Below are 23974 nucleotides of genomic sequence, written 5' to 3' on the forward strand. Positions count from 1 at the left end.
CATGGGAGACCAGCAGTGAGCATGATCGTCGACAGCACCACCGGCCCCCCGGCCCGGTCCGCCTCGGTGCTGCGCAGCGGGGCCGTGATGGCGGCCGGCTCCGTCGTCTCGCGTGCCACCGGTTTCGTCCGCTCGGCCGTCGTCGTCGCCGCACTCGGCACCGGCCTGACCGCCGACGGCTACGCGGTCGCCAACACCGTGCCCAACATCCTGTACATCCTGCTCATCGGCGGCGCGCTCAACGCGGTCTTCGTGCCCGAACTGGTCCGGGCCGCCAAGGAGCACGCCGACGGGGGAGCGGCGTACACCGACCGACTGCTCACCCTGTGCGCCGTCGCTCTGCTCGCGCTCACCGCGCTCGCCGTGGCGGCGGCGCCCCTCATCGTCGGGCTCTACACGGACTACGACGACCGCCAGGCCGAACTGACCGTGGCCCTCGCCCGCTACTGCCTGCCGCAGATCCTCTTCTACGGGCTCTTCACCCTGCTCGGCCAGGTCCTCGGAGCCCGCGGCAGGTTCGGCGCGATGATGTGGACCCCGGTCCTCAACAACCTGGTGATCATCGGGGTGTTCGGGCTCTACATCGGCGTCGCCGCGAACTCCGACGGCACCCTCTCCGCGATGGACGCCCACCTTCTCGGCTGGGGCACCACCGCCGGCATAGCCGTCCAGACCCTCGCCCTGATCCCCGCCCTGCGCGCCGCCCGGTTCCGCTGGCGGCCCCGGTTCGACTGGCGCGGCAGCGGACTGACCCGGCCGATGCGCGCGGCCGGCTGGCTGGTGCTGCTGGTCCTCACCAACCAGCTCGCCTACTGGGTCGTCACCCGGCTCTCCACCGCCACCGGGCAGCACGCCGTCGACCAGGGCGTCGCGGGCGGGGCGGGCTACACCGCGTACAGCTACGCCTATCAGCTCTGGGTCGTCCCGCAGGGCATCATCACGGTCTCGCTGGTCACCGCGCTGATGCCCCGGATGAGCCGGGCCGCGGCCGACGGCGACCTCGCGGGGCTGCGGCGCGACCTCGCGTACGCCCTGCGCACCAGCGCCGCCGTCGTGGTGCCCGCCGCCACCGCCCTGCTGGTGCTCGCGCCGTGGGTGATCGGCTCCGTCTTCGGTTACGGGCGCGCCACCGACGCCGACGTCACGGTGATGGCCGGGATGATGGCCGCGTTCGCCCCCGGGCTGATCGCCTTCTCCGGGCAGTACGTCCTCTCCCGCGGCTTCTACGCGATGAGCGACACCCGCACCCCCTTTCTCCTCAACCTGGTGATCGTCGCCGTCCAGGCGGGCCTCTCGGTCGCCGCGTACCTGCTGCTGCCGGCGCGCTGGGCGGTGACCGGGATGGCCGGGGCGAGCACGGTGGCCTTCTTCGCCGGATTCGCCGTCACCGGGTACGTCCTGTCCCGCCGGCTCCCGGGGGCCGGGTCCCTGCTGCGGTCGCCGACCCTCGGTACGCACGTCCGCCTGATCGCCGCCTGCCTGGCCGCCGGTGCGCCGGCGTACGGCGCGGCACGCGCCGCGGAGGGCGCCGGGGACGTGGCGGCCGCCGGCGCCGGGGTCCTCACGCTGCTGCTCGGGGTGGTGCTGCTGGCCCGGCCGTTCAGGATCGGCGAGATCACCGCGATGGTGGCGGCCGGCCGGGCGCGGCTGCGCCGCTGAGGGCGGGTCCGGTCAGCCGGCCGCCCGGTGCGAGGCGGGCGTGCTGGGCACGGGGGCCTGGGCCTCGCGTGTCACATCGCCGACGAGCTCGACCACATCGGGGCCGTACGCCTGGGAGTTGACGACCTTCAGCAGCAGGCAGAACGACTTGTCGCCGTGCTTGCGGCGCAGCTTCTCGTGGTTGCGGGCGACATAACGGGTGGCCGCCTGGTTGGTGATGGCCCGCTGACCGCAGAACAGGAAGACCGGGCGGGCATCCTGACCACCCGTCAGCCGCGCGAGCAGGACGTACTCCGAGGTCCCCGGCTCCAGCCGGTAGCGCTCGGAGCCGATCTGGAACGCCACCCGGTCCGGGCCCGGGTCCTGCTCGACGTTGATCCGTACCCCGGGCAGCAGGGTCCGCAGATGCGCCGCCATCCGCTGGTTGGACGTCGGACCGCCGACGCAGAACTCCGTACGCTCCCCGAACCCCTGCTGGGCCGTGTCGTGCGTGACGATCTGCGCGTGTGCCGCGCAGTCCTTGATGAGCGCGGAGAGTTCGAGCAGGGCGAAGGCGTCGTAGCGGTGCACCGACCCCTCGGCGCCCGCGTAGCGGTTGACGACCAGCAGACACGCGGAGTTCGCCGGCAGCCCGAAGAATGCCTGCTTGCGGCGGAGCCCCCACCGCCAGAGACAGGTCCGGGCGAGCCAGCCCAGCGAGGCGCTGATCCCGGCGGCTAGCACGCCCAGCACGATGTTGCGCACGTCGTCCGTCATAGGCGCGCATGGTACCGGTCATTCGGGTAACCGTTCGAGGCGGTCCTGACGGTCCGGGTTCCCCGGGGCTACCCTGCGGCGGAGATCCGTTGACCGGAGGTACGTATGCGCCGTTCCGTCGCTCGGAGCACCTCGCTGTTGGCCGTCCTCGCCGTGGTCGCCTCCTTGGGGGCCGCCGCCCCGGAGGCCTCGGCTCCATCCGCCGCCCCGCGTCCCGCGCCGCCCAAGTCCCCGGTGGCGGTGGGCCACGGGGGAGCGGTGGCGAGCGTCGACCGGGACGCCTCGGCCGCCGGGATCGAGGTGCTGCGCAAGGGCGGCAACGCGGTGGACGCGGCCGTGGCCACCGCGGCGGCGCTCGGTGTGACGGAACCGTATTCGGCGGGCATCGGCGGCGGCTACCTCGTCCACTACGACGCCGAGAAGCGCACCGTGCGGACCATCGACGGCCGCGAGACGGCACCCCGCAGCGCGGACGCCTCCCTGTTCCTGGAGAACGGCACGCCGATCCCCTTCGAGGAGGGCATGACCAGCGGCCTCGGCGTCGGCACGCCCGGCACCCCGGCCACCTGGGAGCGGGCGCTCGACGCATGGGGCTCCAAGTCGCTGCGTACGCTGCTGAAACCGGCCGAGCGCCTGGCCCGGCACGGCTTCGTCGTGGATGACACCTTCCGCTCGCAGACCGCCTCCAACCAGGCCCGATTCGCCGACTTCCCGGCCTCCGCGAAGCTGTTCCTGCCCGGTGGCGAACTCCCCGTCGTCGGCTCGGTGTTCAAGAACCCCGACCTGGCCCGTACGTACGAGAAGCTCAGCCGCAGGGGCGTCGGAGAGCTGTACCGGGGCGAGTTGGCCGACGACATCGTGCGCACCGTGCGCAGGCCGCCCGTCGACCCGGACGCCACCCGTGTGGTGCGGCCCGGCGATCTGACCCGGGGCGATCTCGCGTCCTACCGGACCCTGCGCCAGGACCCGGCCAAGGTCCGCTACCGGGGCCTGGACGTCTACGGCATGGCCCCCTCCTCGTCCGGCGGCACCAGCGTCGGCGAGGCCCTCAACATCCTGGAGTCCACCGACCTTTCCCGGGCGGACCGGGGCCGGTATCTGCACCGGTTCATCGAGGCGAGCCGGATCGCGTTCGCCGACCGGGGCCGCTGGGTCGGCGACCCCGCTTTCGAGGACGTCCCCACCAAGGAACTGCTGAGCCAGCGGTTCGCCGATGCGCGGGAGTGCCTGATCCGGGACGACAAGGCGCTGACCAGCCCGCTGCCGCCGGGCGACCCGCGCGACCCCGAGCGGTGCGGCAGCGGCGGCGCCCCGGCCCCGGCCACGTACGAGGGTGAGAACACCACCCACCTGACGACGGCCGACAGGTGGGGCAACGTCGTCGCCTACACCCTGACGATCGAGTCCACCGGAGGCAGCGGCATCACCGTGCCCGGCCGCGGCTTCCTGCTCAACAACGAGCTGACCGACTTCTCCTTCGCTCCCGCCGACCCGGCCGTGCACGACCCGAACCTCCCGGGACCGGGCAAGCGCCCGCGCTCGTCGATCTCCCCGACCATCGTGCTCCGGCACGGCAAGCCCGTGCTCGCCCTCGGCTCCCCGGGCGGAGCCACGATCATCACGACCGTGCTCCAGACGCTGACCGGACACCTGGACCGGGGACTCCCGCTGGTCGACGCGATCGCCGCGCCGCGCGCCAGCCAGCGCAACACGCCGACGACGCAGATCGAGCCGGACCTGTGGAACAGCCCGGTCCGCGCCGAGCTGGAGAAGCTCGGCCACGTCTTCAGGCGGACCCCGGAGATCGGAGCCGCCACCGGCGTACAGCGGCTGCCCGGCGGCCGCTGGCTGGCGGCGGCGGAAAAGGTGCGCCGGGGCGGCGGCTCGGCCATGGTGGTGCACCCGGGCGGCGGTCACTGAGCCGGCCGGACGAAGCAGGGGCGGCGGGGCCGGTGGCGCGCGACACAGCGCGCGGTGCCGGCCCTGCGGCCTTGTGGCGCAACCGGGGGCCCGTACGGGCCCCCGGTCTACGGAAAGGGTCCTTCCGCACCATGCGCACCCGCATGCTCGCCCTGACATCCGCCGCCTGCGGCGCCGTGCTCCTCGCAGCGGCGGCCCTGCCCGCCTCCGCCACCGGCCCCGGGACGGGCCCCGGCACCGGGACCGGCCAGGAGCCGCCGGAAGCGGCCGAGGCGACCGCCCCCGGAGTGGACGAGAGGGAGGCGACCGCCGCCGAACTCCTGGCCGAGGTCCGCGCCTGCGCCCGGATCTCGAAAGGCGCCTACCGCACGGACAGCGGCAGCGCCAAGGCCACGGTCCCCGTCTGCGGCACCACGGACGCCGTCTTCTGGACGGCGGACATGGACATCGACTGCGACGGCCGCCGGACGAAGGCCTGCAACCGGAAGACCGACCCCTACTTCCTGCCGGAGACCGCGTTCCAGAGCTCCCGGGGAGAACCCCTGGACTCGGCCGCGCTCCCCTATGTGGTCGTACCCGCCCCGAGCAAGGTGTGGGACTACCGGAAATCGGGGCTGAGCGGCGGCAGTGTCGTAGCCGTCGTGTACCGGGACCGGGTGCGGTACGGCGTGATCGGCGACACCGGTCCCACAGGCATCATCGGGGAGGCGTCGTACGCCATGGCGAAGGCCCTGGGCATCGATCCCGACCCCTCGACCGGAGGCGCCGGGTCCGACGTCACGTACATCGCGTTCAAGAACTCCCGCGTCTCCCCGATCGAGAGCCGCGCGCTGGCGCGGAGCCGGGGAGCGGCACTGGCCGCGGAGTTCGTCGGGCGCTCATAGAAGGGCTGCCCGTACGGCGGTCACAGCGCGGTCAGGATGCGCGGGCCGTCGTTCGTGATCGCCACGGTGTGCTCGGCGTGCGAGGCCCGGCTGCCGTCGGTCGTCCGCAGCGTCCAGCCGTCCTCGTCGTGGCGGAACTCGTCGCCGCCACCGCCGATCAGCATGGGCTCGATCGCCAGGACCATCCCGTGCCGCAGTGGCATACCGTGTCCCGGCCGCCCCTCGTTCGGCACGGACGGGTCCTCGTGCATGGACCGGCCGATCCCGTGGCCGCCGTAGCCCTCCAGGATGCCGTAGCCCGCCGTGCGGCAGACCGTGCCGATCGCGTGGGCGATGTCGCCGATCCGGTTGCCCACCACGGCCGCGCCGATCCCGGCCTCCAGGGCCTGGTTCGCGGTGGCGATGAGCCGGGTGTCGGCGGGGCGGGCCTCGCCCACGATGAAGCTGATCGCCGAGTCACCGGCCCAGCCGTCGAGGAGGGCACCCGTGTCGACGCTGACCAGGTCCCCGTCCCGCAGCGGCTCGGCCGAGGGGATGCCGTGCACGACCGCGTCGTTGACCGAGACGCAGATGACGGCCGGGAAGGGGGTGGGCGCGAAGTGCGGCTTGTAGTTCAGGAACGGCGAGGAGGCTCCGGCCCTGCCGAGCACCTCGCGGGCCGCCTCGTCCAGTTGGCGGGGCGTCACGCCGACCGCCGCCACCTCCCGCGCACGGGTCAGGATCTGCGCGACGACCCGGCCGGCCTCGCGCATCGCTTCGATATGTGTGTCCGTCTTGATGTGCACCATGCCCATTACTATACCGGTAGAAGCGGTATAGTAATGACGGTATAGAAATGGCATTCCGTAGTACGATGGCCGCATGGTCCGTACCCCTCTGACACCCGAAGAGCGCCTGCGCGGCGAACGTCTCGGCGCACTGCTCCGCCAGGCGCGCGGCGAGCGCAGCATGGCCGCCGTCGCCGCGAGCGCCGGAATCTCCGCGGAGACCCTCCGGAAGATCGAGACCGGTCGCGCCCCCACCCCCGCCTTCTTCACCGTGGCCGCCCTCGCCGGTGCGCTGGGCCTCTCCATGGACGAGATCCTCGGCCGCTGCGCGCTGGAACCGGCGGCGGCGCCGCTGATCGCGTAGGGCCGGGGGAGGAGTGGGCGTCCCCGCTCGGCGGGAGGCGGTGTGCCGGCGACCCTGACCGGCGGGACGCCCCCTGGTGCGCGTAGGGTCGCGCCGTGACTCTCCAGGACTTCGCACGCAGCGAATACGTCAGCCTGACCACGTACCGGAAGAACGGCACACCCGTCGCCACACCCGTCTGGGCCGCCGCCGAGGGTGACGCGCTGTACATCTGGACCCGCTCCGACTCGTGGAAGGTCAAGCGGCTGCGCAACAACGACAAGGTCGTCGTCACCGTCTGCGACGTACGCGGCAGGATCGCCGAAGGAGCCCCCAGCGCGGAGGGTACGGCGAAGCTCCTCGACGAGGACGGCACCCGCGCGGCGCGCAAGCTGCTGGCCCGCAAGTACACCTGGAAGTTCTGGCTCGTCGACTGGCCGGCGACGATCGCCCGGCTCGGCAAGCGCCCGCACACCGGGATTGCCGTCACCTTCTGAGCCCGGTCACTGTCACCCCCACCCTCACCGTCGCCGGAGCGTGAAGGGGGCGCACGGCCGGGGGTCGCGCTCCCGCCGCAGCGTGCCCGAAAGCTGCGCGTAGCAGTCCCGTAACACGCCTGCGGTCGAATGCCTCCGGACTGGAAGGCTCCGGTCGACAGTTGGCGAGGGCGACGATGACGGTGCATCAGCAGGCTTACGAAGTAGGGGCGTTCGCACATTACCTGCGGGATCTGGTGGCGCGCCTGGACCCCGGACGCGGATGGTACGGGGTCTTCGCCCGGCGCGACCCGGCGGGCATGCGGTCCTGCGTCGACGGAGTGGAGATCCCGCCGTGGGACGTGGTGGAGTCGCTGCTCGCGGACCTCGCCGCGCTGCACGGCGCCCGGTTCGCCGAGCAGGTGTCGGTCCGGGCGGCCGCGCTCTACTCGGCGTCCGCCGCCGCCCATGACCGGCGGCCCGGCGGACGACAGGAGCTCGTCCACCGGCTGGAGTTGATGGTCCGCGAGCAGCACCGGGCGGCGGAACGCCTGCGCGGAGGCGAACCCGGTGGCCCGGACCCGGCCGAACCGGAGGCGCTGGCCTGGGCCCGCGACGACCACGAACGGGCCACCGCCCGGTGTGCCGAGCTCCGCAAGCGGCTGGCGGCCGTGACGGTGCCCGAGGGGTGGTTCCGGGGGGAGGAGGAGGGCGGCGACGGGGCGCCGGCCGGGTCTGCTGAGTCCGCCGCGACCGCCGCGACCGCCGAGTTTGCCGGGTCCGCCGAGTCCGCTTGGTCGGCCAGCTCCCCCGCGACCGCCCCGACCGCCGCGCCCCCCGCGTCCGCCAGGGTTCCGCAGCCGCGTGCCGAGGTCCGGGGCGCGGCGGCCGGGGACCCGCACCCCGGGTGGCCCGCAGGCGTCGGCGGACCCGGGTCCGACGCCCCCGCCCCGGACGCGCCTGCCTACGGCACCCCCGCCCCCGGCACCTCCGCCTATGACGCCCCCGCCCACGATGCCCCCATCCCCGACGCCCCCGCCCCCCGGCGCAAGAAGCCGCGGGGTGCCCGGTTCGCCGGTCTGGAGGTTGACGAGGGGGAGGCCGGCTACGCCCCTTCGCCGCTGCCGGGGCCGTCCGCGGCGCCGCGCGGGGGCGCGCCCGCCCTCCGCGGTGCCCGGTTCGGCGGCGGCGCGGGCGATGAGGGCGGAGGGGATCGGGAGGGCCGGGACCGGGCCGGGCGGGACCGTGCGCCGGACGCCCTGCCGGATCCGGCCGCCGGGCAGGCCGTCGCCGGGGCCGTCGCCCGACTGGTCCGGCTGCGTACCGAAGGCCGCACCGGCGAGGCGCATGTGGTGCTCTGCGAGGTCGCGGCCTGGCCCGCGCCCCGGCTGCCGGTGCTCGCGGTCGCCCTGTACCGCGCCGGGCTCGCCGCCGACTGGACCACCCTGCTCTGGGAGGTGTCCTCGCTGCCGCCCGCCGGGTTCGCCGCCGCGGCCGGTGCGCTGGCCGCCGCCGGGCGCGAGGCGGACTGCGGGCTGCTGCTGCGCCAGGGCGTCGCCCGGCCCGCCGCCGAGGTCGCCGAGTCGGTGCTCGCCCTGGACCGCGCCGGCCGGGAACGGGAGGCGCGGGACCTGCTCGGCGCCTTCGTCCGCGTACGCACTCCGCAGGAGGCCGCCGAGCTCGCCGGGACCGGCGGGACCGGCGGACCCCGGCTGCTGTCGCTCCTCCTGGCGGCGGCCCGCGAGGTGTCGGTGGAACGGGAATGGGACCTGGTGCACGCGCTGCGGGTGGCGGGCGTGCCGGGGGTCTGAGCTTCCGCGGGCGACGCTGTCCGACCGGTACCGTTTCCGCTGTGGACCGCTCGGGTGCGAAACATGATCGACTCCGCCGGTTCACGGCGATGGTCTTGCCCCGCCGGGCGGAGGGGCTTACGTTCTCCATCCATGCACCGATCTACGTGCGTAGAGAACGCGTAGAGGCTCTCTGACGCCGCGTCGAAGGAGCAGCTCATGTCCCACGTCGTACGCGCCGCACTCGTCCAGGCGACCTGGACCGGCGACACCGAATCCATGATCGCCAAGCACGAGGAACACGCGCGCGAGGCCGCCCGGCAGGGGGCGAAGATCATCGGTTTCCAGGAGGTGTTCAACGCCCCCTACTTCTGCCAGGTCCAGGAGCCCGAGCACTACCGCTGGGCCGAGCCGGTGCCCGACGGGCCGACCGTCCGCCGCATGCGGGACCTGGCCCGCGAGACCGGCATGGTCGTCGTCGTCCCGGTCTTCGAGATCGAGCAGAGCGGGTTCTACTACAACACCGCTGCCGTGATCGACGCCGACGGCTCGTATCTCGGCAAGTACCGCAAGCACCACATCCCGCAGGTCAAGGGATTCTGGGAGAAGTACTACTTCAAACCCGGCAACGCCGGCTGGCCGGTCTTCGACACCGCCGTCGGCAAGGTCGGCGTCTACATCTGCTACGACCGGCACTTCCCCGAGGGCTGGCGTCAACTCGGACTCGGCGGAGCCCAGTTGGTGTACAACCCTTCGGCCACCTCGCGCGGGCTCTCCAGCCACCTCTGGCAGTTGGAGCAGCCGGCCTCCGCCGTGGCCAACGAGTACTTCGTCGCCGCGATCAACCGCGTCGGCCAGGAGGAGTACGGCGACAACGACTTCTACGGCACCAGCTACTTCGTCGACCCCCGCGGTCAGTTCGTCGGAGACGTCGCCAGCGACAAGGAGGAGGAACTCCTCGTCCGTGACCTGGACTTCGACCTGATCGAGGAGGTCCGTCAGCAGTGGGCCTTCTACCGGGACCGAAGGCCCGACGCCTACGACGGGCTGGTGGAGCCGTGAGCGGACTGTACGAGCGCCATCTCGCCGTCAGCCCGCAGTGGCTGGCCCTCTACTACCGCCATCCCCTGGAACTCACCCACGGCGAGGGCCGCCACGTCTGGGACGCCGAGGGCAACCGCTACCTGGACTTCTTCGGCGGCATCCTCACCACGATGACCGCCCACGCCCTGCCCGAGGTGACCAAGGCGGTCGCCGAACAGGCCGGGCGGATCATCCACTCCTCCACCCTCTACCTCAACCGGCCGATGGTGGAGATGGCCGAGCGGATCGCCGCGCTCTCCGGCATCCCCGACGCCCGGGTCTTCTTCACCACCTCCGGCACCGAGGCCAACGACACCGCGCTGCTGCTCGCCACCGCCCACCGCCGGTCCAACCAGATCCTCGCGATGCGCAACAGCTACCACGGCCGGTCGTTCTCGACGGTCTCGGTCACCGGCAACCAGGCCTGGTCGCCCACGAGTCTGTCCCCGCTCCAGACGCTGTACGTCCACGGCGGCGTCCGCAGCCGGGGACCGTACGCCGAGCTGAGCGACGAGCGGTTCGTCCAGGCGTGCGTCGCCGACCTGGAGGACCTCCTCGGCCACACCCGCCGGCCCGCCGCGCTGATCGCCGAGCCCATCCAGGGCGTCGGCGGCTTCACCTCCCCGCCGGACGGACTGTTCGCCGCGTTCCGGGAGGTCCTGGACCGGCACGGGGTGCTGTGGATCTCGGACGAGGTGCAGACCGGCTGGGGCCGTACCGGTGAGCACTTCTGGGGCTGGCAGGCGCACGCCGAGAACGGCCCGCCGGACATCCTCACCTTCGCCAAGGGCATCGGCAACGGCATGTCGGTCGGGGGAGTGGTGGCCCGCGCCGAGGTGATGAACTGCCTCGACGCCAACTCCATCTCCACGTTCGGCGGTTCGCCGATCACCATGGCCGCGTCGCTCGCCAACCTCTCGTACGTTCTGGAACACGACCTCCAGGGCAACGCCCGGCGCGTCGGCGGGCTCCTCATCGAACGGCTGCGGGGCATCGCCGCCGCTTCCCCCGCCGTACGCGAGGTGCGCGGCCGGGGCCTGATGATCGGCATCGAGCTGGTGAAGCCCGGCACCGACGAGGCCGACCCGGACGCGGCCGCGGCCGTCCTCGAAGCGGCGCGCGCGGGCGGGCTGCTCATCGGCAAGGGCGGCGGCCACAGCACCAGCGTCCTCAGGATCGCGCCACCGCTGACCCTGACGGTCGCCGAGGCCGAGGAAGGCGCGGCGATCCTCGCGGACGCCCTGCACGCGGCGGGCTGACCCGCGCCCGGCGGGGCCCGTACGTACACGAATCGCGCGGGGCCGCCCCGGCCGTACGCCCAGAGGGCCGGCGGGGCGCCCCGCAGTCAGGAGGTACCCATGAGCCGCACGGTCATCCATGGTGATCCGGTCATCCACGGTGATCCGGTCATCACCGCGTCCGACGAGATCCACGCCGACGTGCTCGCCGAGGGCGGCCGCATCGCCGCACTCGCCGCCCAGAACGTGGGCCGCTCGCCGCGCGCAGGGTTCGACGCCCGGTGTGTCAAGGCCGATGGGCACTTCTCGCGGAGTGGGCCGTGTGTCGTGCGAGGTGTGCGAGGTGGCGGCGTGAGGGGGCCGGTGGGCCGGGGCGTGGCCCCTGCCCGTGTCGGTGGCCCGGTCGGTGTCGGTCGTGGCCCGGTCGGTGGCCGGCGTGAAGGGAAGGCTGGGAAATGACTCGGACTCTGATTACCGGTGGTCTTGTGATCACGGCCGCGGACGAGGTGCATGCGGATGTGCTGATCGCGCACGGCCGGGTGGTGGCGCTGGCAGCACCGGGTACGCAGGAGTGGACGGCGGACCGGGTGATCGACGCGTCGCAGAAGTACGTGATCCCGGGCGGGGTCGACGCGCACACGCATATGGAGCTGCCGTTCGGCGGCACGTTCGCGTCGGACACGTTCGAGACGGGGACGCGGGCGGCGGCTTGGGGCGGCACGACGACGATCGTCGACTTCGCGGTGCAGTCGAAGGGACAGGCGCTCCGGGCCGGTCTGGACGCCTGGATGGAGAAAGCGGACGGGAACTGCGCGATCGATTACGCGTTCCACATGATTATGTCGGACGTGAACGAGGCGACGCTGCGGGAGATGCCGAAGCTGGTCGAGATCGGTGTTTCCTCGTTCAAATTGTTTATGGCGTATCCGGGTGTCTTCTATTCGGACGACGGCCAGATCCTGCGGGCCATGCAGGTGGCCGGCGACACGGGCGGGCTGATCATGATGCACGCCGAGAACGGCATCGCGATCGACGTCCTCGTCGAACAGGCTCTCGCCCGGGGCGAGACCGATCCCCGGTACCACGGGGAGGTCCGCAAGGCGTTGCTGGAGGCGGAGGCAACGCACCGGGCGATCCAGCTGGCCCGGGTGGCGGGCTCCCCGCTGTACGTCGTACACGTGTCCGCGGAGGAGGCGGTGGCGGAGCTGGCGGCCGCGAGGGACCTGGGCCTGCCGGTCTTCGGCGAGACCTGCCCGCAGTACCTCTTCCTGTCGACGGACAACCTGGCGGAGCCGGACTTCGCGGGCGCCAAGTACGTATGCTCGACGCCGCTGCGGCCGAAGGAGCACCAGGCGGCGTTGTGGCGGGGCCTGCGTACGGATGACCTCCAGGTGGTGTCGACGGACCACTGCCCGTTCTGCTTCACCGGCCAGAAGGAGCTGGGCCGGGGCGACTTCTCGAAGATCCCCAACGGGCTGCCGGGGGTGGAGAACCGCATGGACCTCCTCCACCAGGCGGTGGTGGACGGGCACATCTCCCGGCGCCGCTGGATCGAGATCGCGTGCGCGAGTCCGGCCCGGATGTTCGGCCTCTACCCGCGAAAGGGCACCATCGCGCCCGGCTCGGACGCGGACGTCGTCATCTACGACCCGCATGCCACACAGGTGCTGTCGGCCGGGACCCACCACATGAACGTCGACTACTCGGCGTACGAGGGGAGGACGGTGACCGGCCAGGTCGAGACCGTCCTGTCGCGGGGCGAGGTGGTGGTGGATCAGCGGAAGTACGCGGGTCACGCGGGGCACGGGGCGTTCCTGCCGCGCGGCCTCTGTCAGTACCTGGGCTGAGCGCCCGGGGTCTCGTCCCGTCCTCTACCGACTCGAAACATGGAGGTTCCGCGTGGACTTCGGACTCGTCCTGCAGACCGACCCGCCCGCCTCGCAGGTCGTCGGACTGATGCGCCGGGCGGAGCGCAACGGTTTCCGCTACGGCTGGACCTTCGACTCCGCCGTGCTGTGGCAGGAGCCCTTCGTCATCTACAGCCAGATCCTCGAACACACCACCAAGCTCCGTGTCGGCCCGATGGTGACCAACCCGGGGACGCGCACGTGGGAGGTGACGGCCTCCACCTTCGCGACCCTGAACGACATGTTCGGCAACCGGACCGTCTGCGGCATCGGCCGCGGCGACTCCGCCATGCGCGTCGCCGGCCGCAGTCCCAACACCCTCGCCCGTCTCGGCGAGGCCATCGACGTGATCCGCGACCTCGCTGAGGGCCGTGAGACCGAGGTCGACGGCAAACCGATCCGCATCCCCTGGATCAAGAACGGGAAGCTGCCGGTGTGGATGGCGGCGTACGGTCCCAAGGCCCTCGCGCTGGCCGGGCGGAAGGCGGACGGCTTCATCCTCCAGCTCGCCGACCCGTTCCTCACAGAATGGATGATCAAGGCCGTCCGGCAGGCTGCCACCGACGCGGGCCGCGACCCCGACGCCCTCACCATCTGCGTCGCGGCCCCCGCGTACGTCACCGCGGACGACTCCCCGCAGGCACTGGCCCACGCCCGGGACCAGTGCCGCTGGTTCGGCGGCATGGTCGGCAATCACGTCGCCGACCTGGTGGAGAAGTACGGCGAGCACTCGGGAATGGTTCCGGAGGAGCTCACCGCGTACATCAAGGACCGGCACGGCTACGACTACGGCCACCACGGCCGCACCGACAACCCCGATACCGCCTTCGTCCCCGATGAGATCGTGGACCGCTTCTGCCTCCTGGGCCCCGCCGAGGCGCATGTCGAGAAGCTCCGCCAGCTGCGCGACCTCGGCGTGGACCAGTTCGCCGTATACGACATGCACGACAACCGCGAGGGCACCATCGACGCCTACGGCTCCGACATCATCCCTTCGTTCGGCTGAGCGCGCCGGGCCCGCTGCTCGCGGGACTCCGGAATGCACCGCAGAGCGGACAGTACGGTGGCCAGGCCGATGGGCTGCCAGGTCCCAGAAGCGTTGGTAGGTGTCCCGGTCGAACCCTTGGCAGGGCTCGTCCAGCAGCAGGACCTGCGGGTCGTGCATGAGGGCGAGGGTGAGGTTCAGCTTCTTCCGGGTGCCGCCGCCGAGGACGCCGGCGCGTTCGTCGGCGTCCTCCCGCAAGCATCGTGGCGCCATGGACGCACGGGGCTTCGCTCAACGTCCCGCGGGGCGGAAAGGTCACGCTGACCTATGCAAGATCGCATGCGGCCAAAAGCCGTCATCCGCAAGGTCAAGTCGTACGGGACACTCGTAACGGGCACCGCCTGGCGAGCAGCAGCAGCAGCAGCAACGGGACCGGACAGAGCCTCCCTGTCCGGTCCCGGTTTTCGCCCCCGGCCTTCGTCTTCGCCTCGGCCGGGGCGGTCGGGGTCGAGCGGCTGTGGATACGGGGTACGGGGAACCAGCCGGTCTCCGCCGTCCGGCCGGGGCCAGAGGTGCGGGCTCGACCGGTAGGTAGTGCGCGGGGTGTCAGGGGAAGGTCGGGAATGCCGCCGACTTCGACTTGCCCGGGATGTAGTCGAAGTTGGGCGTGAGCGTGCCCCAGAGGCTGCCGACTCGCGGGGGCGTGGCTCCGGTGACCGAGGTGAAGAGGTCGGCGAGGTCCTGGGAGACGTAGCCCCGCACGTTCTTGACACGGAAGCCGGTGGGGCTCGGGCGGGCACCGATCATGGCCTCGGTGTAGACGGAGTCGGCGACCATGATCTCCTCGGAGTGCGCCTGGCCGTCGACCGCGACGCCCGCGGAGTAGCCGGGCGTCGGCATGACGCGGATGTATGAAGGCGTCAGGGTGATCGTCCTGCCCGAGCGGGCGTGGTGGAACTCGATGCCGCCGGGGTAGAAGATGCGGCCCTTGGTGTCGAGGCCGTCGCCGGCGGTGGTACCGATCAGCATGCTGAAGCCCCGGTCGTCGTCGTCCATCACGAACGGGCTGACGGCCGACAGGGTGACGCCCTCGCGCTCCATCCAGGCCAGCATCTCGTCACTCATCGCCACGTGAGCATCGCCCCACGGGGAGATGTAGGCACCCGGCAGCGGCTCGGCGGCGGCTGCCGTCCTGGTGGAGTCGGCCGACTGCTGAGGGGCCGCTCCGGCCGACGCGAGGCCGAGCGGGACGGAGAGCGCGGCCACCGCGGCAAGGACGGTGAGGTGGCGCAGTGCGTGCATACGCATGGATCGTTTCCAGTCTGTAAGTGGTGAGGAGGGCGTCTTGGCGCATCCCGAGCGGGGCCAACAGTGTTGTTGAAGGCCCGAGTTCGATGACGGTCGCCGACGCGGTCGAAGATCGACTTCGCAGTGAGTATGTCCATCGATGCATCGCTTTGCGACGACGAAGGCCGCTGGTTAGGCCATTCGGGGGGAAAGAGTCACGCGAGGAGTGGCATGTCCCGCGGGACGGTCACTCCAAGATCACCTGCGCTGTTGGCTGGGAGAACCCCCCACACCCACAGCCCTGGAGACACGCGTGCCGGGAACCTTCACAACGTCCGGATCCAGCTCACTGCCCCGTAGGCGGCCCGCAGTTCTGGCCGCCACCGCCCTCGCGCTCACCGCTGCTGCCCTGGCCGGGCAGTTCACGGGCACCAGCGAGGCGGGCGGACACATCGACGCCCCCTCGACCGTGCTCGACTCCCCGACCGACCTGACCGACGTGTACGCCTTCACCAGCCCGGACGACACCGAGATGGTCACGCTCATCGCGAACGTCCGCCCCTTCCAGGTGCCCGGTACCGCGGCCAACGCGCTGGTGGACTTCCCGTTCGCGACCGGTGCCCGGTACGAGATCCACACGGATGCCGACGGTGACGGGGCCTCCGACACCACCTATCGCTGGACGTTCCGTGACGAGGACCGCCGGCCTTTCGGGGCAGGGCCGAAGGTCGGTCCCCTGCCGGTGAGTTCGCTCGACGACCGTTCGCTGGGGGTACGGCAGAAGTACACCCTGGAGAAGGTCACCGCGGGCGGCTCCGTCCAGACGCTGCTGAAGGACGCGATCGCCTCTCCCACCCACACCGGCCGGGCCCTGATGCCCGATTACGGCGCGTTGCGGAAGCAGGCGATCCGTCAACTGCCCGGTGGTGGCCGGACCGTGGCCACGCAGGCGGCGGAGTCGTTCAAGGTGGACACCCAGGTCTTCGGTCTGTACACGGTCGGCACCAGCGGACCGGTACCTGGGTGGCTGCCCGATGCCCAGCCGCTCTCGGCACTGAACGTGAACAGCCTGGTCCTGCAGGTACCCAAGAGCGAGGTCGCCCTGAACGGTGACCCGAAGCGCAACCCGGTCGTCGGCGTGTGGGCGTCCGTCTCCCGGCAGGGCGCCAACCTGGAGCGCGGTCTTGCGGAGCAGGCGCCCGTCTTCCGGCAGGTCTCCCGGCAGGGCACCCCGCACATGGCGTTCGCCCTGTTCGGCTCCACCATCGGGCTGGCCGAGCCGGGCGGCCCCGAGGACCGGTACCAGGCCCGCCTGCCGAAGGACGACCACCTGGAGGGCGACTTCCTGGCCGCCACCCTCGACCCCGTACCTCCGCACCGGATCGAGAAGGCACAGGGCCGCAAAGCACCGGCGGCCCCGCGCCACGACATCCAGGCCCTGTTCATGAAGGGCATCGGCAAGGACAACGGAGCCATGTTCGGCTTCGACCTCAACACCCACACGATGAACGCCGACGCCGACCCCAAGCGCATCGTGCCCGCCGAGCAACTGCGCCTGAACCTTCAAACCCCCGTCACTTCCGGCCCGAAGTCGCACCGTGTCCTCGACGGGGATCTCCAGGGCTTCCCCAACGGGCGGCGGCTCAACGACAACATCGACGGGCCGCTGATCCGGATGCTGGAGGGCGAGCCCGCCGGGCCGTCTGCGGCGGGGCTGCTCCCGAAGCCGGTCGTCAGCCTGGAGCCCGCCGACGCCCAGAGCGTCTTCCCGTACCTCAACCTCCCGCACGCCGGCCCGTGAGGCGTCTGATCGGTGCCGTGGGCGGAGCGGTGGCCGTGGCCGGGTGTGTGGTTGGGCTTCTGCAACTCGGTCTTGGCACCGCCTCCCCGCCGCAACCCGCCGCCGCGCCTGCGGGCGCCCACGGCACGCACGTCAGCCCCATCGACGCCGCCCGTGAGGCGACCGAGGCGTACCCCGACGACCCGGCCGTCTGGGCCGGCCTGGCGCGAGCCGAGATCGAACAGGCCCGCACCACTCTCGACGCCGGCCGGCTCGCCGCCGCCGACAAGGCGCTGCGGCGCTCCCTCGCCCTCGACGGTGCCGGCAACTACGGGGCCGTGACGGGTCAGGGGCTGCTCGCCAACGCCAGACATGAATTCGCCGAGGGGCGCGCGTACGGACTGCGCGCCACCCGGATGGCACCCGACCGGCCTGACGGGTACGCGGTACTGGCCGACGCCGAGATCCAGCTCGGGAACTACCCCCAGGCGCGGGCGGCCGTACAGCGGATGCTCGACATCGCCCCGGCCACCGCCGCGTACAGCAGAGCCGCCTACGACCTGGAGACCGACGGGAGGCCCGAGGACGCGGCCATCGCGCTCCAACGAGCCCTGGACAGTGCGGTCACACCGGACGAGCGGGGCTTCGTGGAGGCCCGCCTGGGCGACCTGGCCTGGTCCCTCGGCAGGGTGGACCAGGCGGAACGGCACTACCGGCGCGCCCTGGCCGCCGTGCCGGACCATCCCTACGGGCAGGCCGGCATCGCCCGGGTGACCGCCGCACGCGGGCATGCCGGCAAGGCACTTGAGCTGTACGCGCGGCTCGTCGGGCGGACGCCCATGCCGCAGTTCCTGCTGGAGTCACTCGAGCTGCGACGCGCGACCGGGAACTCCTCCCGACCGGGCAGCGAGCGAGCCGCCCTGTCGGCGCAGGTACAGATGGCCCGAGCGGACGGCGGTCCGGTCGACCCGCATCTCATCCTCTACGCGGCTGATCACGGCGACCCGAAGGTCGCGGTGGAGCTCGGACGCAGAGCGTGGAGGCACGCCCGGAGCGTCATCGTCGCCGACGCGCTCGGGTGGGCGCTGCACCGCACAGGGCAGGACACCGAGGCCCTCGCCCACGCACGCCGGGCTGCCGCCACCGGCTGGAAGAACGCGCTGTTCCTCCATCACCTCGGCACGATCGAGCAGGCACTCGCCATGCCCGAGGGATCCCGCCATCGGAGCGAAGCCGTCGCCCTGAACCCGCATCTCTCCCTTCACCGTCCCGACGCAGGCAGGTAGTCGATGAAGTTCGCATGCCGTGCGGCGGTCGTCGCGGCGCCTCTGCTGGTGCTGTCCGGCCTGACCGCGTCACCGACGGCCCACGCTCACCCGCTGGGCAACTTCAGCGTCAACCACTACGACGGACTGCGCCTGTCCCACGACCGCATCGAGGACACCGCCGTCGTCGACACGGCGGAGATCCCCACAGCGCAGGACGAGGAAGCCACCGACACCGACCAGGACGGCACGATCTCACCCGCCGAAGCGGAAGACCGGGCGGTCCAGCGGTGCGCCCGACTCGCCGGCCGCAGCAAGGTCTCGGTGAACGGCGAGTACGTCACCTGGAAGGTGACCCGCTCCACCCTGACGTACGCGAAGGGGGCCGCAGGACTTCCCGTCGCGAGGCTGACCTGCACCCTGCGGGCCGACGCCGACCTCTCCCGGCCCACCACCGTCTCCTTCGCCTCGGGAGCTGATGCGGCACGGACCGGTTGGAAGGAGATCACCGCCGTCCCGGGCGACGGTGTAGGGCTGGCCGAATCGTCGGTTCCGTCGAAGAGCCCGAGCGACACGCTGCGCCACTACCCGCGGGACGGGGGCGAACGGCCGCTCGGTGTCGTCCAAGCGGAGCTGCGGACAGAGGCCGCGGCGGGCGGGGCCGCCGCTCCTGGAGCCCCTGGGCCGCCGACGCCGGGCGAGGCCGCGGCAGCCCAGGCTCTGGATCAGAGCACCGTGCTCTTTCCGGCACTGGAGCACCGCCTCATGAGCTTGACCGCCGGCCGTGACCTCACTCTCCCCGTGGGTCTCCTCGCCGTCCTGCTCACCCTCCTCCTGGGCGCGGGTCACGCGGCACTGCCCGGCCACGCCAAACTCGCCGTCGCCGCCTGCCTGGCCCGCAGGGAAGGCGGCGTCCGTGCGGCGCTCGCGGTCGGAACGACGGTCACGGCCACCCACACCGCCGGGGTCCTGGCCATGGGCCTGATCCTCACCGCGGGCGGCGGATTCCTCGGGGAGCGACTGCTCGGGTGGTTGGGGGCGATCAGTGGTGCGGTGATCGCGGTGCTGGGGGTGGTGTTGGTGGTGACGGCGGTACGGGCCTTGCGGACGGGGCGGCCCGCCGCACACTGGCACCACGGCCACGGCCACGGCCACGGCCACGGCCACGGACATGAGCATGGCCATGGGCACAGCCATGGCCATGGGCAGGGCCACGGCCACACGCACGAGCCCGACTCCCGTGAAGGGAAGAGGCAGCGCCGCACCGGCTTGCCCGCGCTTCTCGGCGTAGGGCTCGCGGCCGGTCTGGTGCCCAGTCCATCGGCCCTCGTCGTCCTGCTGGGGGCCATCGCACTGAGCCGGACCTTCTTCGGCGTCCTGCTGGTCGTCGGGTACGGCCTCGGTATGGCCCTCACCCTGACCGCCGCCGGTCTGCTGCTCTCCGGCAGCGGAAGCCGACTCGCCGCTCTGAGTGAACGCTGCCTGCCCTCCGTGCGCCGCTACACCCGCTACGCGACCTTCCTCACGGCTTGCGCCGTTCTCGCTGTAGGCACCCAGCCTCGCGCTGCGAAGCCTTATCACCTTGTGAAACCGAAACCTCACATCGTTGGCCCGCTGTCCACCGAGGACCGACTGCGCAGGCCCCCAGCCGGGGGCCTGCGCAGTCGGTCGAGTGCGGCCGGATCAGCGGTCGAAACCCGGGGTGAGGGCGGCCAGGCCGAGCTCAGGCTCACCGGCCTGGGCAAGGCGGTCCCAGTCGCCCTTGGGACGGGTGCTGGAGCCGGGGCGCGCCTCGCCGGAGTCGCCGTCAGCCCATGTCGGCGGTGGGGTGAGGAGGGTGGGGGAGGCGTCAGTGACAACGAGGGCGGTGGCACGTGCCGTGAGGGTCTTCATGGCAGTCGCAACGGCGTTCCGGTTATCTCGGTTGTGTTTCATCGAGTGATGTCCGCCGAGGTCAGAGACATCGAAGGTTTCCGCTGCCCTACGGAGGCGGTGGGATCGTCGGCCTCGTGGTCATCAGGACAGCAGGGCGCAGCCGTTGCCGCCGGTTCCGCCTCTGCCACCGAAGCTGGTTGAGGTGGTGCTTCGTTCGCCGTTCGTGCCTCCGCTGACTCCCTTGCCGCCGTGGGCAGCGCCGCCGCCGGACCCGGCTCCCCCCCCAGGCCGGCGGCGGGGGGAGCCGCCTCGCCCGACCTGCCCGAGCGTTCCGACTACCTCGCAGCCTCGCCGACTTCAACGGGACCACATGCCCCGCGGGCCCGCGACGCCTGTGAAGCCCGCGACCATCGGCCTGCCCCAGTCCGGCCCAGGCCTGCCGCACGGGGAGCCGCTCCGGGACGGGGGCGCGGTTGAGGGGGCTGTCCCACATCGGGCGGTAGCGGACGTGGACGCCATGGCGATCCAGCGGGCGGGACGTCGAGGATGTGCCGGCCGTCGGCGAGGTGGGCGGTGGCGGTGTTCCCGAGCCGGGCATGGTAGGCGGCGAGCATGATCTGACCGTCCACGGGGCGTAGCCGCTGCACCGCGTCCCGGGTTTCGAGGAAGGCGTACTCGGACAGCTCCTCCCGGGGCAGACGGATCGCCTTCGCCTGGTCGGGGGCGAGGGGTCCGCCGTCGAAGACGTACCGGATCTCTCCGGGGCAGGGTGTACCGGGCCTGATGTCTGGGTGGTGCTGTGAGAGGGAGTGGACGGCGAGCACGCCCGAGAGGGTCAGTTCGGGCAGGCCCAGTTCCTCGGTGATCTCGCGTCGGCAGGCGGTGTGCGGGTGTTCGCCGGGTTCGACGACTCCTCCGGGCAGCAGCCACCGGTCGTCCTCGCGGTAGGTCGGGTGGACCAGCAGGACGCGGCCGGCCTGGTCGGTGATGATCGCGGCGGCGCCGAGCCACACCGCGTGCCGGGTTGTGGTGTACCGCGCTGCCGGCAGGACGGACTGCGAGGCACCTCGTGCCGGCGGGGGGAGGGAGGAGGACATGGACGCTGCGTTTCGGTGGGGCGGGTCATGCCTTGTCCGTGACGCTGGGCGAAGCAGGCCCGGGGATGTTCGGGGTCGGGGCGTACTGGGCGGCCTGGGTGTCGAACATGGCGGCGTACCGCCCTCCTGCGGCCATGAGGTCGTCGTGGGTGCCGTGTTCGGCGAGGCGCCCTTGGCGGAGGACATAGATGTGGTCGGCGTGGCGGACGCCGGACATGCGGTGGGTGACCAGGACGACGGCCCGGTGCGGTGCGGCCAGGCGACGGATACGGTCGAAGGCGGCGATCTCCGCTTCCGGGTCGAGGGCGGAGGTGGGTTCGTCGACGATGAGGACGCTGTCCTGCTGCGATGTCGAGCTGCGCCAGTGGGTACGGGCCAGGCCCACCTTCTGCCATTCCCCGCCGGAGAGTTCGATGGCTCCGCGGAACATGCGGCCGAGCATGCTGTCCAGCCCGTTGGGGAGTTTGGCGGTGACGGGCCCGGCTCCGGCGTAGTCGACGGATTGCCGCAGGTCGTGGGCCGAGGCGTCGTGGTCGGGACGGCCGATGCGGATGTTCATCGCGGCTGTGACGGGCCAGCGTTGGAAGTCCTGGGTGAGCAGGGAGACGCGGCGGAAGACCTGGGTGCGTTCGAGCCCGGAGATGTCGGCCTCGCCCCACTTCACGGTGCCGTCGTGAGGGAGCAGGAGACCGGAAAGGATCTTCATCAAGGTGCTCTTGCCGGAGCCGTTCTCGCCCACGACGGCGGTGACCGACCCCATGGGGAAGGTGAGCGTGACGTTGTCCAGGGCCGGTGCGTCGCGGTCGGGGTACCGGTAGGTGACGTGTTCCAGGGAGACCTGCTTGACCTGGTCAGGGACGGGGTTGCCGGTCCGGGGGATGGCGCGTCGGGCGGCTTCGACCAGGAACTGTCCGTGGTCCTTGACGTAGAGGGACTCTTCGTGCAGCTGGTTGATGTTCATGACCAGGGCGCCGAGGCTCGCCGACCCGGTCCGTACCGCGATCACTGCGGTGCCGGCGATGGCGAGGCTCATGTGCCCGGCCATGATCAGCCAGATCATCGTTCCGTAGGTGGCGGCCATCGCGAGTCCGGACAGTGCGGAGGCGACCCATTCGGTGACGGCCTTGCTGGAGGCCAAACGCTCCTGCTCCGCCTCTGCGCCGGCGGCCATGTGCCGGTACCGGTCGAGGAGGAAGGGACCGACGGCGTGGATGCGCACCTCCTGTGAGGCGCTGCGTTCGGTGAGGAGGTTGCCGATGAGGCGGCTGGCCCGCAGGTGTTCGATCCAGCTCATCATCGACACGTAGCGTTCCTGTGCCACCCGCATGGCGCCCCATCCGCGGGGTGCGGCGATGACCAGCAGCATGGGCAGCAGCGCTGGATGCAGGACGGTGAGCACACTGGCCGTGGCGATCAGCGAGATGCTGCTGTTCAGCGCGGAGACGCAGGCGCCGATCATGCGGCGCGCGGAGGCGGGCCCGTACTGGGCGATGTCGATCAGACGCCGGAAGTCCGGGTCGTCGATGGTTTCGAGTTCGACGGTGGTTGCCGCGGCCAGATACTGCGTGGTGGCGATCCGCTCGACCTTTGGCTCCAGGCGGCCGGCACGAGATGTCGACCAGCCGGCCAGGGCGGAGTTGACGACGGCGACGCATGCGGCGGCGAGCAGGCCCGGCAGCAGGGCGTGCAGGCGCTCGACAGCGTCTCCGCCCCCCAACAGCGCGTGCATGACCGCGTTGATGGCAAGCAGGCCGACCGCGGTGGCGATGCCCTGGCCGAGTTCGCTGATCGCCACCGCCACGAGCGCACGGCGATCCGCGCTCCAGGCCATCCGCAGGGCGGCGCCGACAAGTCCGGGCATCTGGAGCAGAGCTGATCGCATGGTCAAGTCCAGTCCCGCGTGCTCGTGTTGGGACCAGCCCATGTCGTAGCGCAACGGCCCGCCGAAGAGCTCGCGTTCCGCATCGGATACCTGGGGCTCGGCCATGCGGACCTTGCCGAAGAACCGCTTCACTCGTTGCCTCCCTGCGTGGGCCAGTCCGGAGCCCGTAGGACGGGCCGTGGGTGATCATGTGGAAGATGGCGGTGGTGTACGGGTGGCAGTCCGGCGGGGGCTTCTCCACCGGCTCCCAGAACAATCCCTCGTGCTTGTCGGGCTCGGCGTTGTGCGGCTCGGCCGCCCGGGGCTGGACGACGAGGACGGCGGCGATCCGGTCCGCGCCGTCGCCCGGTTCGTCGGCTCTGAGATGGCTGCCCACGACGGTGAGTCGTTCCGGTGCGAGGGCCGGGGCCGGCTCGCGACCTACGTGCAGGGCTGCGCCGTTCGAGCGGAGCAGGATTTGGGTCACGTCAGCGATCAGCAGGTGAGGTGTGCCGTTCACGTACGGCCCTCCTGCCGTAGACGTTCGACAATGCGCCGGCCGCGCGCGGTCACGAGAGGGGCGCCGTGCCGGGGACCGTAGGGGGAGGGAGAACGAGCGGAGCCCGTCATGCCAGGTACCTCGTATCCGGTCGTGATCCGTCGGAGAGCAGGGCGGCGCGCCGGAGGAGGTGAAGGCCGGCGTGCGAGGAGGCAGCGGGGTTTTCGAACACAGGATGAACGAGCGCAGGGCGGCGTACGGGACGCATGGGGCTCCTCCAGGCGAGATGCGGACAGGTGCTCGGGTAACGGCGGCGCTGCTGTCGCCGTAACGGGGGGAGGCGGGCGAAATCTAGAACCTGATTTCGAATACCGGGCCCTCCCCTTCTGTGGCCGGGTGGGGTGGGCTGTAATGCTGTGTTCGATCACTCATGTGGGTTGCGGTACCTCCTGCGGGGGATTGCCGGGGGCCGCCCGGTCGGTCATGGGGTGGCGAGGTCCGG

At 71.6% G+C, this 23974-nt stretch carries 19 protein-coding genes and 1 pseudogene; 14 read left to right on the top strand and 6 right to left on the bottom strand.

The features are described from left to right. Positions 1-21 precede the first annotated feature (21 nt). Positions 22-1659 carry a murein biosynthesis integral membrane protein MurJ gene (gene murJ, locus ACGF2Y_RS32090; protein WP_392954787.1) on the top strand — a complete coding sequence of 546 codons (1638 nt, stop codon included), beginning with the start codon at positions 22-24 and terminating at the stop codon, positions 1657-1659. Between the two features lie 12 nt (positions 1660-1671). Here murJ and ACGF2Y_RS32095 read toward each other — a convergent pair whose 3' ends face one another. Further along, complete coding sequence (locus ACGF2Y_RS32095) at positions 1672-2415, bottom strand: hypothetical protein (RefSeq protein ID WP_392954752.1); 744 nt, start codon at positions 2413-2415, stop codon at positions 1672-1674. A gap of 105 nt (positions 2416-2520) precedes the next feature. On the opposite strand from ACGF2Y_RS32095, the gene ggt reads away from it, so the two are divergent. Then, positions 2521-4335: a gamma-glutamyltransferase gene (ggt, locus tag ACGF2Y_RS32100; RefSeq protein WP_392954754.1), complete on the top strand. Its 1815-nt coding sequence runs from the start codon at positions 2521-2523 to the stop codon at positions 4333-4335. Between the two features lie 131 nt (positions 4336-4466). After that, a complete protein-coding gene (locus ACGF2Y_RS32105) occupies positions 4467-5219 on the top strand; it encodes a glycoside hydrolase family 75 protein (protein WP_392954756.1) in 753 nt (250 codons plus the stop codon). A 20-nt stretch (positions 5220-5239) separates the two neighbouring features. Here ACGF2Y_RS32105 and map read toward each other — a convergent pair whose 3' ends face one another. Next, positions 5240-6007 (bottom strand): type I methionyl aminopeptidase, encoded by a 768-nt coding sequence (map, locus tag ACGF2Y_RS32110; RefSeq protein WP_392954758.1) that lies wholly within the window; start codon positions 6005-6007, stop codon positions 5240-5242. Positions 6008-6080: 73 nt separating this feature from the next. Between map and ACGF2Y_RS32115 the strand changes: the two genes are divergently transcribed. The 8 genes from ACGF2Y_RS32115 to ACGF2Y_RS32150 all read left to right on the top strand — a co-directional run bounded on the left by ACGF2Y_RS32115 (position 6081) and on the right by ACGF2Y_RS32150 (position 13829). After that, positions 6081-6350, top strand: a complete 270-nt coding sequence (locus ACGF2Y_RS32115; protein WP_392954760.1) for a helix-turn-helix domain-containing protein — start codon at positions 6081-6083, stop codon at positions 6348-6350. 95 nt (positions 6351-6445) lie between these two features. Next, positions 6446-6826, top strand: a complete 381-nt coding sequence (locus ACGF2Y_RS32120) for a PPOX class F420-dependent oxidoreductase (RefSeq protein WP_392954762.1) — start codon at positions 6446-6448, stop codon at positions 6824-6826. A gap of 176 nt (positions 6827-7002) precedes the next feature. Then, on the top strand, positions 7003-8616 hold the full coding sequence (locus ACGF2Y_RS32125) for a hypothetical protein (protein ID WP_392954763.1): 1614 nt from the start codon (positions 7003-7005) through the stop codon (positions 8614-8616). Positions 8617-8814: 198 nt separating this feature from the next. Continuing rightward, complete coding sequence (locus tag ACGF2Y_RS32130; RefSeq protein ID WP_097866744.1) at positions 8815-9657, top strand: nitrilase-related carbon-nitrogen hydrolase; 843 nt, start codon at positions 8815-8817, stop codon at positions 9655-9657. Further along, positions 9654-10937 (top strand): aspartate aminotransferase family protein, encoded by a 1284-nt coding sequence (locus tag ACGF2Y_RS32135; RefSeq protein ID WP_392954764.1) that lies wholly within the window; start codon positions 9654-9656, stop codon positions 10935-10937. The genes ACGF2Y_RS32130 and ACGF2Y_RS32135 overlap by 4 nt, the downstream gene beginning before the upstream one ends. A 99-nt stretch (positions 10938-11036) precedes the next feature. Further along, a complete protein-coding gene (locus tag ACGF2Y_RS32140; protein ID WP_392954766.1) occupies positions 11037-11375 on the top strand; it encodes a hypothetical protein in 339 nt (112 codons plus the stop codon). Next, complete coding sequence (hydA, locus tag ACGF2Y_RS32145) at positions 11372-12763, top strand: dihydropyrimidinase (RefSeq protein WP_392954767.1); 1392 nt, start codon at positions 11372-11374, stop codon at positions 12761-12763. The genes ACGF2Y_RS32140 and hydA overlap by 4 nt, the downstream gene beginning before the upstream one ends. A 52-nt stretch (positions 12764-12815) precedes the next feature. Next, positions 12816-13829, top strand: coding sequence for a TIGR03842 family LLM class F420-dependent oxidoreductase (locus ACGF2Y_RS32150; protein WP_392954769.1), 1014 nt, complete (start codon positions 12816-12818; stop codon positions 13827-13829). A 33-nt stretch (positions 13830-13862) separates the two neighbouring features. Here ACGF2Y_RS32150 and ACGF2Y_RS32155 read toward each other — a convergent pair. Beyond that, a pseudogene (locus ACGF2Y_RS32155) lies at positions 13863-14060 on the bottom strand (ATP-binding cassette domain-containing protein); the annotation flags it as partial. A 354-nt stretch (positions 14061-14414) separates the two neighbouring features. Beyond that, positions 14415-15116 (bottom strand): hypothetical protein, encoded by a 702-nt coding sequence (locus ACGF2Y_RS32160; RefSeq protein ID WP_392954771.1) that lies wholly within the window; start codon positions 15114-15116, stop codon positions 14415-14417. Positions 15117-15408: 292 nt separating this feature from the next. On the opposite strand from ACGF2Y_RS32160, the gene ACGF2Y_RS32165 reads away from it, so the two are divergent. The 3 genes from ACGF2Y_RS32165 to ACGF2Y_RS32175 are packed head-to-tail and all read left to right on the top strand — an operon-like array spanning position 15409 to position 20216. After that, positions 15409-16896 carry a DUF4331 domain-containing protein gene (locus ACGF2Y_RS32165; protein ID WP_392954773.1) on the top strand — a complete coding sequence of 496 codons (1488 nt, stop codon included), beginning with the start codon at positions 15409-15411 and terminating at the stop codon, positions 16894-16896. A 17-nt stretch (positions 16897-16913) separates the two neighbouring features. Then, entirely contained in the window at positions 16914-18161 is a 1248-nt protein-coding gene (locus tag ACGF2Y_RS32170; protein ID WP_392954775.1) for a tetratricopeptide repeat protein, read from the top strand. Between the two features lie 3 nt (positions 18162-18164). Next, a complete protein-coding gene (locus ACGF2Y_RS32175; protein ID WP_392954777.1) occupies positions 18165-20216 on the top strand; it encodes a hypothetical protein in 2052 nt (683 codons plus the stop codon). Positions 20217-20350: 134 nt separating this feature from the next. On the opposite strand, the gene ACGF2Y_RS32180 is transcribed toward ACGF2Y_RS32175, so the two are convergent. Together ACGF2Y_RS32180 and ACGF2Y_RS32185 are read right to left on the bottom strand one after the other, a co-directional pair. Next, positions 20351-21112 (bottom strand): NUDIX domain-containing protein, encoded by a 762-nt coding sequence (locus ACGF2Y_RS32180; RefSeq protein ID WP_392954779.1) that lies wholly within the window; start codon positions 21110-21112, stop codon positions 20351-20353. 25 nt (positions 21113-21137) lie between these two features. After that, positions 21138-23126, bottom strand: a complete 1989-nt coding sequence (locus ACGF2Y_RS32185) for an ABC transporter ATP-binding protein (RefSeq protein ID WP_392954781.1) — start codon at positions 23124-23126, stop codon at positions 21138-21140. Positions 23127-23974: the final 848 nt, after the last annotated feature.

Source organism: Streptomyces sp. NPDC048142, from assembly GCF_043202835.1.
Taxonomy (GTDB): domain Bacteria; phylum Actinomycetota; class Actinomycetes; order Streptomycetales; family Streptomycetaceae; genus Streptomyces.